The 14,671-nt window shown below is 65.2% G+C and carries 13 protein-coding genes; 6 read left to right on the top strand and 7 right to left on the bottom strand.

Translation table 11 applies throughout. The features are described 5' to 3' along the window. The first annotated feature begins 68 nt into the window (after positions 1-68). The gene (locus RPPS3_RS09415; protein ID WP_011157376.1) at positions 69-584 is read left to right on the top strand and encodes a MarR family winged helix-turn-helix transcriptional regulator; all 516 of its coding nucleotides are present in this window, start codon (positions 69-71) and stop codon (positions 582-584) included. A 292-nt stretch (positions 585-876) separates the two neighbouring features. Here RPPS3_RS09415 and RPPS3_RS09410 read toward each other — a convergent pair whose 3' ends face one another. The 4 genes from RPPS3_RS09410 to RPPS3_RS09385 are packed head-to-tail and all read right to left on the bottom strand — an operon-like array spanning position 877 to position 6,831. Next, positions 877-1,620 carry a sulfite exporter TauE/SafE family protein gene (locus RPPS3_RS09410; protein WP_107343837.1) on the bottom strand — a complete coding sequence of 248 codons (744 nt, stop codon included), beginning with the start codon at positions 1,618-1,620 and terminating at the stop codon, positions 877-879. A gap of 53 nt (positions 1,621-1,673) precedes the next feature. Further along, on the bottom strand, positions 1,674-2,183 hold the full coding sequence (locus tag RPPS3_RS09405; protein WP_107343836.1) for a YcgN family cysteine cluster protein: 510 nt from the start codon (positions 2,181-2,183) through the stop codon (positions 1,674-1,676). After that, positions 2,180-5,698 (bottom strand): tetratricopeptide repeat protein, encoded by a 3,519-nt coding sequence (locus RPPS3_RS24470; protein ID WP_159060660.1) that lies wholly within the window; start codon positions 5,696-5,698, stop codon positions 2,180-2,182. Before RPPS3_RS24470 ends, RPPS3_RS09405 begins: the two co-directional genes overlap by 4 nt. Then, complete coding sequence (locus tag RPPS3_RS09385; RefSeq protein ID WP_107343835.1) at positions 5,695-6,831, bottom strand: AAA family ATPase; 1,137 nt, start codon at positions 6,829-6,831, stop codon at positions 5,695-5,697. Before RPPS3_RS09385 ends, RPPS3_RS24470 begins: the two co-directional genes overlap by 4 nt. A gap of 313 nt (positions 6,832-7,144) precedes the next feature. Here RPPS3_RS09385 and RPPS3_RS09380 point away from each other — a divergent pair, with 313 nt between their 5' ends. From RPPS3_RS09380 to RPPS3_RS09370, 3 genes are read left to right on the top strand one after another with little or no spacing between them, the layout of a single operon-like run. Next, positions 7,145-9,418 (top strand): transglycosylase domain-containing protein, encoded by a 2,274-nt coding sequence (locus RPPS3_RS09380; protein ID WP_107343834.1) that lies wholly within the window; start codon positions 7,145-7,147, stop codon positions 9,416-9,418. 43 nt (positions 9,419-9,461) lie between these two features. After that, the gene (locus tag RPPS3_RS09375; protein WP_107343833.1) at positions 9,462-10,040 is read left to right on the top strand and encodes a DUF1214 domain-containing protein; all 579 of its coding nucleotides are present in this window, start codon (positions 9,462-9,464) and stop codon (positions 10,038-10,040) included. Then, positions 10,037-10,606, top strand: a complete 570-nt coding sequence (locus RPPS3_RS09370) for a DUF1254 domain-containing protein (protein ID WP_107343832.1) — start codon at positions 10,037-10,039, stop codon at positions 10,604-10,606. Before RPPS3_RS09375 ends, RPPS3_RS09370 begins: the two co-directional genes overlap by 4 nt. Before the next feature lie 79 nt (positions 10,607-10,685). On the opposite strand, the gene RPPS3_RS09365 is transcribed toward RPPS3_RS09370, so the two are convergent. The 3 genes from RPPS3_RS09365 to RPPS3_RS09355 all read right to left on the bottom strand — a co-directional run bounded on the left by RPPS3_RS09365 (position 10,686) and on the right by RPPS3_RS09355 (position 12,720). Continuing rightward, a complete protein-coding gene (locus tag RPPS3_RS09365; RefSeq protein WP_107346526.1) occupies positions 10,686-11,567 on the bottom strand; it encodes an oxygenase MpaB family protein in 882 nt (293 codons plus the stop codon). Between the two features lie 152 nt (positions 11,568-11,719). Further along, a complete protein-coding gene (locus tag RPPS3_RS09360; RefSeq protein WP_107343831.1) occupies positions 11,720-12,502 on the bottom strand; it encodes a hypothetical protein in 783 nt (260 codons plus the stop codon). A 17-nt stretch (positions 12,503-12,519) separates the two neighbouring features. Continuing rightward, positions 12,520-12,720 carry a hypothetical protein gene (locus RPPS3_RS09355; protein ID WP_107343830.1) on the bottom strand — a complete coding sequence of 67 codons (201 nt, stop codon included), beginning with the start codon at positions 12,718-12,720 and terminating at the stop codon, positions 12,520-12,522. 179 nt (positions 12,721-12,899) lie between these two features. Between RPPS3_RS09355 and RPPS3_RS09350 the strand changes: the two genes are divergently transcribed. Both RPPS3_RS09350 and RPPS3_RS09345 read left to right on the top strand, forming a co-directional pair. Next, positions 12,900-13,430, top strand: a complete 531-nt coding sequence (locus RPPS3_RS09350) for a hypothetical protein (protein ID WP_107343829.1) — start codon at positions 12,900-12,902, stop codon at positions 13,428-13,430. A gap of 79 nt (positions 13,431-13,509) precedes the next feature. Next, positions 13,510-14,589: a polysaccharide deacetylase family protein gene (locus tag RPPS3_RS09345; protein ID WP_107346525.1), complete on the top strand. Its 1,080-nt coding sequence runs from the start codon at positions 13,510-13,512 to the stop codon at positions 14,587-14,589. Positions 14,590-14,671 lie beyond the last annotated feature (82 nt).

Genomic DNA, 14,671 nt, shown 5'->3' with positions numbered 1-14,671 from the left:
CAATCGCCACTTGTGAAATGCCGTGGCATGTCCTTATGTCGGCGCATGCATTCGCAGCCGACATCCCCATGACTGGTGCATCCCGTCCGCCAAAATCCCGGCGATCTGCCGCGGCCGCGCCGAGCCCCGAAGGCCTCACGCTCGATCTGGAGCGTTACGTTCCGGCCTTCATCACCTTCATCGCCAACAAGCTGTCGAACAGCGCCACGGCGTTCTATCAGGGCAATTTCGGCGTCAACGTCACGGAATGGCGGATCATGTCGCTGCTGGCGATCGAGCCCGGCATTTCGGCGGCGCGGATCTGTCAGGTGATCGGCTTCAACAAGGGACCGGTCAGCCGCACGCTGTCCGACATGCAGTCGCGTGGGCTGATCACCATCCGCGTCGATCCGAACGACGCCCGCACGCATTCGATCTCGCTCACCGGCAAAGGTCGCGCCACCCATGACAAGGTGATCGTCGCTGCGCTGGAGCGCGAACGGAAGCTGATGTCGTGCCTGAGTGCGGACGAGCAGGAAGTCCTGATCGATCTGTTGCGCCGGCTGCACAACAATCTCGGCGCGGTCACCGGCGAAACCACCTGAACCGCCGCGCGGCGCTGCACGCCGTTCATCCTGCTTGCGCATGATCGCGGACACGTCTCCGCGACAGCCGGCCGCTGTGCTGCCGAGCATGACTCCTCCCCGAACCGGCGACTGGGTCGCTCTTGTTCAGAACAATTCTCACATATCAGTTGCCTTGGCAACGAATAAGTTGGCGCGTGTTTCGGCACGCGCGACGGGCTCGTTCGCAAGCGCGAACAAGCTCCGTGCATCACCGATGAGTCAGAATGAAGTTTGGTGTCGGCTCGGGATCAGCCGAACCGGCATTGATCCGCTACGCTTGGCGCCAGAACAGCCCGATAGTCAGCGCGATGCCGAGGGCGACGACGCCGATCCGCAGCCAGGTCTCGTTGACCCGGCGCAGCACCCAGACGCCGAGCAAGTAACCGACCGTCGACGACACCGCGAGCACCAGTGCCTCCAGCCATTTCACCTCGGGCGAGAACGCGAACATCGCCACCGCCGAGGCGTTCATCGCGGCCGCCAGTGCGTTCTTGGTGGCGCCGGCGTTGCGCGCGGTCATGCCGGCGATCGACAGCGCAGCCATCATCAGAAAGCCGATGCCGCCGCCGAAGTAACCGCCATAGATCGAGATCAGAAACTGAATGCCGATCAGCACCGGCGCGCCGACGTGCCGCGCCTGCGCACTTGGTTTGCGGCCGAAGCTGCCCCACGCGAACATCGCGGTGGCGAACAGCACCAGCCACGGGATCATCTTGGCGAACACCGTCGGCGGCGTGATCAGCAGCAGCAGCGCACCGGCCGCCCCGCCGGCGAGGCTGGTGAACACCAGCGCCCGGAAGCTGACCTCGCCGACGCCGCGCACCATGCCGCGGCCGGCGTAGCCCGAAGCGAGCTGGCCGGGAAACAGCGCGACCGTGGAGGTGATGTTCGCCGACAGCGGCGTCATCCCGGCGAACAGCAGCGCCGGCAAGGTCACGAACGACCCGCCGCCCGCAAGCGTGTTCTGAACGCCGGCCCACAGGCCGGCGACGGCGATGATGATCAGCGCGGTCATGCAAGTCCTTCAATAGAGCGGCGGCGGGCGCCGCCGGCAGCAAGATAAGGTGGCTACCTCGGCCGTTGCTTGAGCTTGGCGCGCTTGGGCAGCAGCGCCGGCCACGACACGATGTGATCTTCGAGCTCCTCGACCGGGACCTCGGTCTCGGTGCGCTCGACCCGCCCGCGCACCGAGACCCCGGCCTCATGGACGGTATTCGGATCGCCGGAGATCAGCGGGTGCCACCAGTACAGGTCGCGCCCCTCGGCGACGAGCTTGTAGGCGCAGCTCGGCGGCAGCCAGGTCAGCTCGCGCACCTCTTTCGGGGTGAGCCGCACGCAGTCCGGCACCCGGTCCGACCGGTTCGGATAGTCCCGGCAGGCGCAGGCGCCCGCATCGAGCAGCCGGCAGCCGACCTCGGTGAAGTAGATCCGCCCGGTGTCTTCGTCCTCGAGCTTTTCCAGACAGCAGCGCGCGCAGCCGTCGCACAGGCTCTCCCATTCGGTCGGGGAGAGCTGCTCCAACGTCTTGGTCTTCCAGAAGAAACCGTCTTGGTCGGAGCGCTTCTGCGGCTTCGTCATGCGATCTGGCGTTTGCGCGGTCGTCCACGCTTCCGCGCGGGCTTATCTGGAGTTGCAGGAGACCGGTCCGCACGCGAATTCAGCCAGCGGAAGATCTTTTCGGCCGGTTTACGGACTTCCGGGCTGAAGTCCAGCAAGAACCGCTCGCCGCGCACGAAAGCAACGAAAGAGGCATGAACTGGCGCCTGGCGGTCCGCCGCGCCGGTTTCCTTGAACCAGTCGATCAGCTTGTCGCCATAGCCGCGCTTGGCCGCGATCCGCAGCAGCCGCAGCAGATCGTCGGAGAAGACCGTGGCGAGTTGCTGCTGATCGCCGCTCAGTGCGCGTTGCAAATGTTCCGTCGCTTCGCCAAAATTGTCACGCACGAGCGCCCGCGCGGCATCGAGCAATTCGCGCCCGACCGGGTCGAGCTTGTCGAGCGCGGCAACGATCGGCTCGGCTTCGGACAGCCGGTCGGCGTCAATCAGCAACCAGGCCAGATTGGCCTCCGCCACCATGCTGGGATCGCCGATCGCCATCGCCTTGCGATAGGCCGCCTCGGCTTCAGCCAGGTTGCCGGTGTGGTCGGCGAGGACGTTGCCGAGGCGGTACCAGGCTTCGTAGTTACCCGGATATTGTTCAACAGTACGGCGACCGAACTGTGCTGCTTCGTCGAATCGGCCGAGGTCCACCTGAAGAGACGAGACACGCGATAGCGCAAACGCCACGAACCAGCCGAGCTGAGCCTGTTCGTGCCCAGCCAGCCGGGACACCACGTCCTCGTACACAGCAAGTGCCTCTTCGCTCCGCCCCAAAGCTCCGAGTGTGACGCCTTTGTTGCAAAGCGCGGAAGCGACAACAGCGCGAATTGCGGGGTCCTCGGCCGCTCCGAACCGGCTCACCACCTCGTCGTCAACCGCAACCGCCTCTTCGCTCCGCCCCAATGTTCCGAGCGTGACCCCTTTGTTGACCAGCGCGCGGGCGAATTCAATGCGAAGTGTGGGCTCCTCGGCCGCACCGAACCGGCTCACCACCTCGTCACAAGCCGCAACCGCCTCCTCGCTACGCCCCAGCGTTCCGAGCGCGACCCCTTTGCTGACTAGCGCGCGGATGACCTGCTCGCGAAGCCCGAGTTCCTCGGCCGTACCGAACCGCCTTACCACCTCGTCGTCAACCGCGACCGCATCCTCGCTCCGCCCCAATGTTCCGAGCGTGATCGCCTTGTTGAGCAGCGCGCGGGCAACCGCCTCGCGAAGCTCGGGCTCCTCCGCCGCGCCAAACCGGTTCAACACCTCGTCGTAAACCGCAATCGCTTCCTCGCTCCGCTCCAACGCTCCAAGCCTGCCCCCCTTGTTGACCAGCGTGCGGGCGACCCAAACGCGAAGCTGAGGCTCCTCGGCTGCGCCGAATCGGTTCAACACCTCGTCGTAAACCGCAATCGCGTCCTCGCTCCGCCCCAGCAGTTGAAGCGCGGCCCCCTTGTTGACCAGCGCGCGGGCGACCTGCACGCGAAGCTGAGGCTCCTCGGCTGCGCCGAATCGGTTCAACACCTCGTCGTAAACCGCAATCGCTTCCTCGCTCCGCTCCAACGCTCCAAGCCTGCCCCCCTTGTTGACCAGCGTGCGGGCGACCCAAACGCGAAGCTGAGGCTCCTCGGCTGCGCCGAATCGGTTCAACACCTCGTCGTAAACCGCAATCGCGTCCTCGCTCCGCCCCAGCAGTTGAAGCGCGGCCCCCTTGTTGACCAGCGCGCGGGCGACCTGCACGCGAAGCTGGGGCTCCTCGGCTGCGCCGAATCGGTTCAACACCTCGTCGTAAACCGCAATCGCATCCTCGCTCCGTTCCAGCGATTTAAGCGCGCCCCCCTTGTTGACCAGCGCGCGGGCGAGCTGACGGCGAAGCCCTGGCTCCTCCGCCGCGCCGAACTGGCTCACCGCATCGTCATAGACCACAATCGCGTCCTCGCTCCGCCCCAGCAGTTGAAGCGCGGCCCCCTTATTGACCAGCGCGCGGGCAACCCAAACGCGAAACTCGGGCTGCTCGGCCGCGCCGAACCGGTTCATAACCTCGTCACAAACCGTCAGCGCTTCCTCATATCGGCCGGAAGATGCCAGTTGATCGGCTTCGATCATCAGCCGGTCGATCTCCGCCCGCGCCGAACCAGCCTCTGATCTGGGTGGCTCGTCCAGGGAAGGCGCTTCGAGCGGGCTTTCCGCCAGCAACAACCGCCCACCGGGCGTCATCCTCTCGCCTTCATCGCCGGCCGCCTCCAGCGCCTCGCGATAGAACGGATGCAGCGACGCGCACTCAGCGGCCATCGCCTCGGCCTTCATCTTCGCCAGTTCCGACGGTGCGTAGAAACTGCTCAGAAACGCGGTAAGCCAAGCCACCTTCTGCCGGGTGCGGCGACTGCCATGCCGCATCAGGTACCAGATGTTGAAGAACCGCTCGACGAACTGATAGCCGGCGCGGGCGCCGGAGGTTTCGACCTCTTCGATCAATCCATCGCGTTTGAGCCGGGCGAGCTGCGACGAAATCGTAGTGACCTCGACCGCGGTGACTTCGCTCAGTCGGGCGGCGCCGACCGGATGCCAATTGAGCGCGACCGCGTCGATCACCGCTCGCTGCAGATCGGTTTGGTATTCCTCGATCCGAGCCTTGTAATACGGCGTCAGCTGATCGAGCAGCACTTCGAGATCGCGAAACACGCTGTCGCTCTCGGTACGTTCCAGCAGTTGGTAGACCAGCGTCAGCACCCGCGGATTGCCACCGGTCAACGTGTGCAGCGTCGTGATCCGGCCGGGTTCGCGTTCCAGCACCTCGCGAACCGGCTGGCCGAATTCGCCGCGCGCCTCCGACAGGCGGTACATGCAATGCCGCAACTCGCCTTCGGACAGCGGGTGCAGTGTGTGCGGATGGAAAAACTCGTAGAACGCAGCCTCTCGCTCGGCGCTCTGCCGCAGCATCTGCGTCGCCGCGCCGAATACGATCGGCCCTCCCGGCGCCTGCAGCGCGCGCCGCAATTTCCAATTCTGCTGAGGCGACAGCGCGTCGAGGATCAGGTCGAGATTGTCGACGAACAGTACCGGCCGGCCGCCGAGTTGCTTGCAGAGAGCGAGGAAGGCGTCGCCGGCGGAATCCGGCTCGTGCCACTCCGCGCGGCCCAGGCTGCGATCGATGCCGTCGGCAGCTTCCTGCCTGCCGCCATCCTCGCACCATTCGGCAAGTGACTCGGCGCAGTTGCGCCAGAATGCGTCGAGCGAACGGACGTTGTATTGCTCCTCGCGGAAGCTCAGCGGAATGAATCGCGCGCGCAGCGCGGCCTCCTCCGAGATGCCGATCGCCAGCCGCCGCAACAGGCTGGTCTTGCCCATGCCGCGGGGCCCGACGATGAGAAAATGCTCGCCGAGCTCCGGCATGTAGCGGAGCTTGTCGAGCAGGAAGGCGACGAACTCGCCCCTGGCCACGAACCCTGCGAGGAAGGTTTCGGGGTCGAGCCGACGCGGGTCATAGATGGCGATGCCGAGGTTGGTCATGGGCAGATGTACTTGATCCAGTAGCGGCGCAGCAGGCCGGAACGGAAACGCCAGCGGCCATCGACCTCGGTCACGAAGCCGTCGTTGGCCAAGGCGGTCATCAGGTTCATCAGATCGCGGTGCGAGACAACTGGATGCTTCTGATTGACCTTAGCGAGGATGGTGGAGGCGATCTCGCCGGATCGATCGCCGCAGCAACAACCCAGGATCGCGTACAGAACTTCGGTGTCCGGCTTTGGGAAGTTCTTGTTGAGGTGCTCTTCCCAGGCGACGAAATTATTGCGGTAGGCGTGCCCGAGGAGTTCGTCGAAGGCGCGGTCGATCTCGGCATTCGTCGGAACGGCCGCCGCTCCGCCATCGTTAGGCGACAGCCTGATCCGATTAGCAATCAATTCGAGATAATAGGGCGACAGCCAGCCGAGCTCGGCGGCCAGATAATCGAAGCCGGCATCGTCGAGGACGAACCGCCACCGCACCTTGCGATCCGCACACAGCGCGTCGATGAACGCACGAGCCTCCTGCGCGGAGAACGGTTCGAGCGGAAATATCTCGAGATCGATCAGGGCGCCGCCGAGCCCCAGCCGCCGCGCCACGACGTCGAGTCCGATCGATCCAGTCAGCAGCCAGCGCACGTTGGGGTAGGACTGGCGCAGCTTGCGCAAGTGATACAAGAACGCCTGCGCCGCCTCCGGCCCCTTCGAGATCAGCGCCGATACGAACAGCGAAATCTCGTCGATCAGGATCAGCACCTTGGGATGCTCGTCGTGCAACGACGCGACCAACGCCTCGGAGAATTGCTTGACGTCGACTCGACCGATCGCACCGATCAGATTGCCGCCTTCGATGCTCGCAGTGGTGAGTTGCTTGAGCCGATGCAGGATCTGACCGCGAGCGCGCTGTGCGAGTGATCCCGCATCCTCGATCTTCTTGCAGAGATCGCGGAGGAACTCCTCCTCGCTCGCCATCCCCTCGACGTCGGAGAAGATCGTCAGCCATCCCTGCTGTTTGAGCTGCCGCTCGACCTCGTGCATCAGCCAGGTCTTGCCGACCCGCCGCGGCGCCAACATCTGGATGCTCTTCCCGGCCTCCAGCAGCCGCAACACCTCTGCCGTCTCGCAATCCCGATGCGCCATCGCGCGCCCCCAACAATATCATATTTCAATATGCCGCATTTATTCATTTTCGGATTTATCCGTCAATGAATAATTTATGGCGTGAAGTGCAGGTCTCTTCGAGAACATCCGATCCAAACTGAGCCGGAGCCGTGTTGCTCGCCAGCCTCGTCGTTGCCTGAAATCCCTGCGACGCCGTTGGTTTGTCCGCACCGCTCGGCTAGAAGGTGAAGACCTTTAAAGTGCGTCGAATCGCCTTTGGTTTGCCGCAACGCTGCCGCAAGACGTCATTCCGGCGCCGAGGCGGCGTCGTTACCCAAGGGTCAGAAGCCCGGTGCCGAAGATTCTGCCAGACAATTGGAAGCAGCGGATCCGGAATTGGTTTCTGGACCTCGACGCTCGGCTCGACTCGACGCTGTTCTCATCGGCGGTCGGTATCAGAGAGCTGTGGGAGCGGTTCTCGACCTATATGGACCGCTTCTATGTCGGCGGCTGGAAGCGCTGGGTGTTTATCGAGCCGCTGTCGGAGGCCGCCTCGATCGGACTGCTCGGCCTCGTCGCGCTGCTGGCGCTGGCGCAGCCGGCATTCCGCGAGACCTCGGATGAGGACTGGCTGAAGAAGTCCGACCTCGCCGTTACCTTCCTCGATCGCTACGGTAATCCGATCGGCAGCCGCGGCATCAAGCACAACGACGCGATCCCACTCGAGGACTTCCCGGACAACCTGATCAAGGCCACCCTCGCCACCGAGGACCGCCGGTTCTACGATCATTTCGGCATCGACGTCGCCGGCACGTTGCGCGCGCTGGTGACCAACGCCCAGGCCGGCGGCGTGCGCCAGGGCGGCTCGTCGATCAGCCAGCAGCTCGCCAAGAACCTGTTCCTGTCCAACGAGCGCACGCTCGAACGCAAGATCAACGAAGCGTTCCTGGCGATCTGGCTGGAAACCCGGCTGACCAAGAACGAGATCCTGAAGCTGTATCTCGATCGCGCCTATATGGGCGGCGGCACCTTCGGCGCCGACGGCGCGGCCCACTTCTATTTCAACAAGTCGGTGCGCGACGTGAACCTCGCGGAGGCGGCGATGCTTGCCGGCCTGTTCAAGGCGCCCACCAAATACGCCCCGCACATCAACCTCCCCGCCGCCCGCGCCCGCGCCAACCAGGTACTCGACAATCTGGTCGACGCCGGGTTCATGACCGAGGGCCAGGTGTTCGGCGCTCGTCGTAATCCGGCCTCGGTGGTCGACCGCCGCGACGAGAACTCGCCGAACTACTATCTCGATTGGGCGTTCGACGAAGTCCGCAAGATCGTCGACACCTTCCCGAAGTCGTACACCGAGCGCGTGTTCGTGGTCCGCACCGCGATCGACATGAACGTGCAACGCGCCGCCGAGAGCGCGATCGAGAACCAGCTCCGGCAGTTCGGCCGCGATTATCACGCGACCCAGGCCGCCACCGTAGTGTCCGATCTCGATGGCGGCGTGCGCGCGATGGTCGGCGGCCGCGACTATGGCTCCAGCCAGTTCAACCGCGCGGTCGACGCCTATCGCCAGCCGGGTTCGTCGTTCAAGCCTTACGTTTACACCACGGCGCTGCTGAACGGCTTCAAGCCGACCTCGATCGTGGTCGACGGCCCGGTCTGCCTCGGCAACTGGTGCCCACAAAACTACGGCCACTCCTATTCCGGCTCGGTGACGCTGACCCAGGCGATCACCCGCTCGATCAACGTGGTGCCGGTGAAGCTGTCGATCGCGATCGGCGGCAATCCGAAGAACCAGTGGGACTCGGCCAAGAAGGGCCGCGCCAAGATCGTCGAGGTGGCGCGCCGGTTCGGCCTCACTGCACCGCTGCTCGACACCCCCTCGCTGCCGATCGGTTCGACCGAGGTCACCGTGGTCGAGCACGCGGTCGCCTACGTGACCTTCCCCAACAAGGGCCTGGCGGTGAAGCCGCATGCGGTGCTGGAGATCCGCACCGGCGCCGGCGACCTGGTGTGGCGCTGGGACCGCGACGGCCCGCAGCCGCGGCGCGCGATCCCCGCCAACATCGCCGCCGATATGGCTGGGATGATGAGCCACGTCGTCACCGAGGGCACCGCGCGGCGCGCGCGGCTCGACGGCATTCCGGCCGCCGGCAAGACCGGCACCACCAACGCCTATCGCGACGCCTGGTTCGTCGGCTACACCGGCAACTTCGCTTGCGCGGTGTGGTACGGCAACGACGACTACTCGCCGACCAACCGGATGACCGGCGGCTCGCTGCCGGCGCAAACCTGGCACGACATCATGGTAGCGGCGCATCAGGGCGTCGAGGTCAAGGAGCTGGCCGGCGTCGGCATGGGCGAGAAGCTGCCGGCGACGCCGGGCGAACGTGCTGCGGGCGCTGAGAGCGCCGAAGTGAAAGCGGCTCCGCCACCGGTGCTGACGCGGCGCGGCGCCGAGATCCTGGTGCGGGTGGAGAAGATGCTCGACGATACCAGCCGTGCACTCGATTCCGCCCCTGCTCCGGCGACCGGCCGCAAGGTATCGACCGGCACGGTGGGCCTCACGGACAGCATGGCGGCGGCGTCGCCCGGCTCCGCCCCGGCAGCGGCCCAGAAGAATTGAGCGCGGCGATGCGACTGACGATGACATCGGGGATGGCTGCGACGTGCGCCTGATCGTCCTCACTCTGCTGGCCCTGCTGATCGCCGCCGGCGTCGGCATCGGCGCCACCTGGATCACCGCGACGCGCGGCACCGATTTTGGCACGCTGACGATCGGCGCCTGGACGGCGCGGCCGCGGGTCGGCACCTCCGAGGTCGATCCTTACGCCCGCGCCGCGATCGTGCGCAGCGGCGCGCTGCCGGTTGGCGCCGGCGACGGCATCTCGTTCCTCGCCACCACCGACGATAACAAGCGCCCGCTGGACGGCCGCTGCGACGTTGAAATCAGCGGTGTCACTCCCGCCGCGCGGTTCTGGACGCTGACGCTGTACGATCCGCGGGGCAATCTGGTCGCCAATACGCTGGAGCGCTACGGCTTCACCAGCCAAGAGATCATTCGCGACGCCGAAGGCAAGTTCAGCATCCGGATCGCGGCCCGTGCCCGCGGCGGCAACTGGCTGCCGACCGGAGGCGTCGACCGCTATTGGGTGATGCTGCGGCTGTACGATACCCCGGTCGGCATCGCCACCCGAACCCAACGCGACGCGCCGATGCCGACGGTCGCCACCATCGGCTGCCCATGATCCGCTTTTCCATCGCCATCATTGCCGGACTGGTCCTCGGCGGCATCGTGCATCTCGTCACCGTCCTGGTGCTGCCGCGGATCGCCGGCCAGGACGCCTACGCCCGGCTGGCACCTCTGACCCAGGTCAACGCGGTGACCCAGTTGCCGGACATTACGCCCGACAACGCGCCGCTGCCGCTGCTCGATCCGGCGTTCGCGATGGCGGTGTGCCGCTACGATCTGTCGAAGGGCCCGATCAAGCTGGCGGTGCCGGTGAGCCAAGCCTACACCGCGGTGTCGTTCTACACCCGCAGCGAAGTCGCCTACTACGCGATCAACGATCGCTCCGCCGGCCGCAAGGTGATCGAGCTCGATCTGATGACCGCCGAGCAGCATGCCGAGCTGCCGGAAGACGAAGACGTTACCTCGGCCGACCGCCTGATCATCGACTCGCCGACTCCCACCGGCCTGATCGTGATGAAGGCGCTCGCCTCCGAGCCCGGCCTGATGCCGCAAGCCCGCGCGGCGCTGAAGGCCGCGACCTGCAAGACGCAGTCGGAGCCGCAGGTGAAGTCGCAGTCATAATCTCGACGACAAACAACGCGAACCGCGCCCTCGCTCGCGGCGCCACCTTGTTTGTCGAACCACGCGTGGCACAATGCCGTCAGGCGCCCTTGGTGCGCGGGAACGTGCCCAGCTCCTCGATATTGTAGCCTTCCGGATAGGTGCGGCCGCCGATCTCCTGCCACTTCGGTGCCCGACGCTTCGGCAGCAGCTTCAGGATCGCACGGCGCAGTCCGAGCCCGCCGAGCGCGAGCACGCGCAGCGGCGCCGACGGATAGGTGAACCCTAATGCCTCGACCAACGGCCGGTCGGTGATGGCCAGCGCGACCTGCCGTCCGCCGCGATGCAGAATCCGCGGCACGAAGTAATCCGACAGCACGAGATCGATCGTGCGTTCGGAGATCAGCCGGTTCGACTCCGCATAGACGAACCGCGTACGCTCGAACTCGTCTGCGAACGCGCGAAACGAGTGGATGTCCGGATAGAGGCCATCGATGCCCATCCGGCGACCGAACTCGTTCCAATAGACGAACCACAGATGCTGCTCGGTCTCGGTCATCGGCCGATGACCAAAGCGGCCGACCCAGTCGATCGGCGAAAACACGAAGGTCGACAGAACGTAGAGGTAGTCGTCCGTGGCGATGCGATATCGTCCGTGCATCGCATTGATACGCGCGAACGAGCGGCGCGCGCGATCGCTGTCGAGGCCGTTGCGCAGTACCTCGCGGATCAGAAGTGCGGTGTCGTCGTATCGCTTCGACACGCGCTCGGAGAATTCACCGGTCCGCGCCAGCAGGCCTGAAATCGACGGCACCGCGTAGGTGCGTAGCAGCGCAAATTCCAGCGCCTTGTTGATGTCCCACGGGAAGTCGATGTGAGCCAGGCGCCAAACTGTCCGCTGCGCTTGTGCGAGTTCAGGCGCGCCGTCCGGCACGCTCAATCCGTCGGCAGTCGTCACCTGCGGTTCAAGAGAGTCGATCATCAACGCTTCCTCCAAAAGCGACGCGCAGATTGGTTCGCGGGAGGAAGTTCGGTCTTGCGTAGAGAAGCTGGGAGACAGTCGCAGATATGCGACATCGCCATCGAATGATGCGGCGCGATATCGGCCCATCACTCGTGTGAACTACGTGCGACTCAGCCCTTCCGCACGACTGCCCCGCTTTGCGGTGCAGCGGGCTTGGCCAACTGGCCGAGATTGGCGGCCTGCAATTCCAATTCGGCAATCAGGCGGTCGGCGTCGGCGGCGATGCCGTCGGGCGCCATGATCACCAAACGCTCCAGCGCCCAGCGATACGACGACGCGCGCCGGCGCAGGCACTGCTGCACCCACTGCACGATCAGAGAATTCTCTTCCATCCGCGCCACTGCGTCCGCGCGCTCATTTGGCGACAGATCGGCGATGTATTTTAGGCTCGCGTTGCGTTTCTGATCGAGTTCGAGCACCCGCGCCGCGGTGAACTGAAACGGCTCGATCATCGTCAGGTCGTTGCGGACGTCCTGGATCAGCTCGTTGTAGCGGGAGGAGTGCGAGCGATGCGGCTCATCGATCAGCAGCTTGCCGTAGGCGGTGCGATCAAACGGCGGCTGCTGCCGCCACGGCGCTGCGATCGGCTGGTAATCACCGAACACGCTCTTCCATGCGGGGCGTGCATGCGGCGCTTCGATCAGCGGATACGCCATGTCGCGCATGTTGCGCTCTTGGTCGGTCAACTGAAACGCCGACGCTTGCAGGCCGATGCTGCCGGTGGCTTCGGCGCCAATCCAGCGATGCATGTCGTCGGTGACGAAGTCGCGCCTCGTGCGTCCGAAATCACCGCCAGCACAGCCGCCGAGCAAGACAGCCGCAAGGGTGGGAAGGAGCAGAACCGTTCGGGCGGCCCTGCCCCGGATCAGGACCGGACGGCCGACCGCGGACATCGATGAACTTCTTCGGTTCAGGAGCGGGCGCGGCGGCGGCGACGCCGGCCGGGCGCATCGCCCTGTTTGGGCCCGCCGTCGCTGCCGGCATCGACGTGACGCTCGATCCGGATCACCGGGAGGATGGTCACGGTGGCGGTGTGATCGGACGGCGCGACCATGGGCGAGCCCGGCCGCCGCGATGCCGCATCCGCCGGAAATTCAATGATGGTGCCCATACCGGTCTCTCCGCGTCCTTTCCTGCGACCCGATCACGGTGCGTCGCATTAAGGAGCCGTTATGGTTAATGCACTGTTAATGGCGGAGCCGTCGGCGGTTGCAACCGTCACGGGTGGGGTGATAGCTTTGAAGCCCCTGGGGACGGGAACTTGACGTCGACGTGAGGCTTGTGACCTCCATGATCGAGATTCCGCCATCCGATCTGCGCGCTAGTCGCTTCCCCGCCCTCGGCCCCCAGCCGATCGCGATTGCGGCCGCAGCCCTGCTGCTGATCATCGCCGGGATCGGCACCATCTTTCTGTGGCGCATTGCGACCGGCACCAGCCCTGAACAGGAACGAGTCGCCGCCGGCCGTCAGGTGCAGGCCCGAGTCGCGCAGACCTCCGAACAGCTGGTGGAGCGCACCAAGGGGCTGGAGCTGACGCAGCAGCAATCGATCGACCAACTGCAGGCGCTGCAGGATCAGCTTGCGCAGATCGAAAGGCTGGTCGCCGCCCAGCGCAGCGAGACCAAGAAACTGTCGGAACAGGTCGGAGAGATCGGCACCAATCTCGACAGCCTGCGGCAGTCCTTCGCCCAGGCCCAGCCGGCGGACACCGCCGAGCGGCCAACCGCGCGATCACGGCCTGTCGCCCATGCTTCGCGCGGCAAAGCCGGCAAACCTCGCGCCACCAAATCGCAACGCAAACGCATCAAACCGCGCAGATAGCTCAAATTGCATACCGCTGCTTAACCAATTTGCGACCAAGTTCGCTGGGGCAAGCGGCTAGTATGTGTGGGAGTTGACGATGCGTAAATTTGCGGTGCTGGCAGCCGGCTGTAGCACGCTGGCTGTCCTGGTCGGGCTCGGCGCCGGCCGCGCGTGGTTCACCCTCACCCCTTCCAAGCTCGACGCCGCCCGCGCTCCGTCCGCTTCGGAAGAAATCACCACCGGCACGATTGCTGCGCGTTGGCCCACGCCCGGCGGCACGCCTCCCCGTGCAGCGCAGAGCCCTGCCCCCAACATCCAGCCAGCCCGCGCGACCGCCGCTGATCCCGCGATGACCGCCAAGCCCGCGGCGCTGCCGACTCCGGCGCCGGCCCCGGTGCGGCAGGTCTGCAGCAATCCGAACGCGCTGGGCATCTCGCGCACCGTCGAGATCGACACCTCAGGCGGCCCGGGCCTCGGCATGTCGCAATATCGCGACTATGACTTCCTGCAGCCCGGCGAAGTCGCCCTGACCTTTGACGATGGCCCGTGGCCGGTAAATACCCCCGCGGTGCTGGCAGCGCTGGAGGCGCAATGCGTCAAGGCGGTGTTCTTCCCGATCGGCAAGCATGCGAGCTGGCACCCGGCGATCCTCAAGCAGGTGATCGCCGCCGGCCACACCGTCGGTTCGCACACCTGGTCACACGTCAATCTCGCCAGCAAGCCGTTCGCCGAAGCCAAGAACGAAATCGAGAAGGGCATCAGCGGCGTGGTGCAGTCCGCAGGTCAGCCGACGGCGCCGTTCTTCCGCTTCCCCCAGCTGCGACAGACACCGGAGCTGAAGGCGTATCTTGGCGAGCGCAACATCGCGACGTTCTCGATCGACGTCGACTCCGAAGACTTCCGGATTCACAAGCCGGATCAGCTGATCAACGGCGTGATGGCCAAGCTCAAGAAGGCCGGCAAAGGCATCCTGCTGATGCACGACTTCCAGAAGTCGACCGCGCAGGCCCTGCCCGAGCTGCTCGCGCAGCTCAAGGCCGGCGGTTACAAGATCGTGTTCATCACCGCCAAGGACCGGGTGACCACGCTACCGGAGTACGACGCCCAGGTCGCGCCGGCGCAACCGACCGCTTCGACCGCAAAGCCGATCGCCAACGTGATCCGCACCGTCGATTAGCAGCGGCTGCTACCAAAATTGTGACTTCGATAGACGGGCGCTTCAAGCGCCCGTTCTTGCGTCTCCGACCTGCTTAACAAAC

Origin of the sequence: Rhodopseudomonas palustris (assembly GCF_003031265.1) — a bacterium.
GTDB lineage: Bacteria > Pseudomonadota > Alphaproteobacteria > Rhizobiales > Xanthobacteraceae > Rhodopseudomonas > Rhodopseudomonas palustris_H.
Note: the sequence above shows the minus strand (reverse complement) of the source record. Positions and strands in the feature narration are given on the sequence as shown.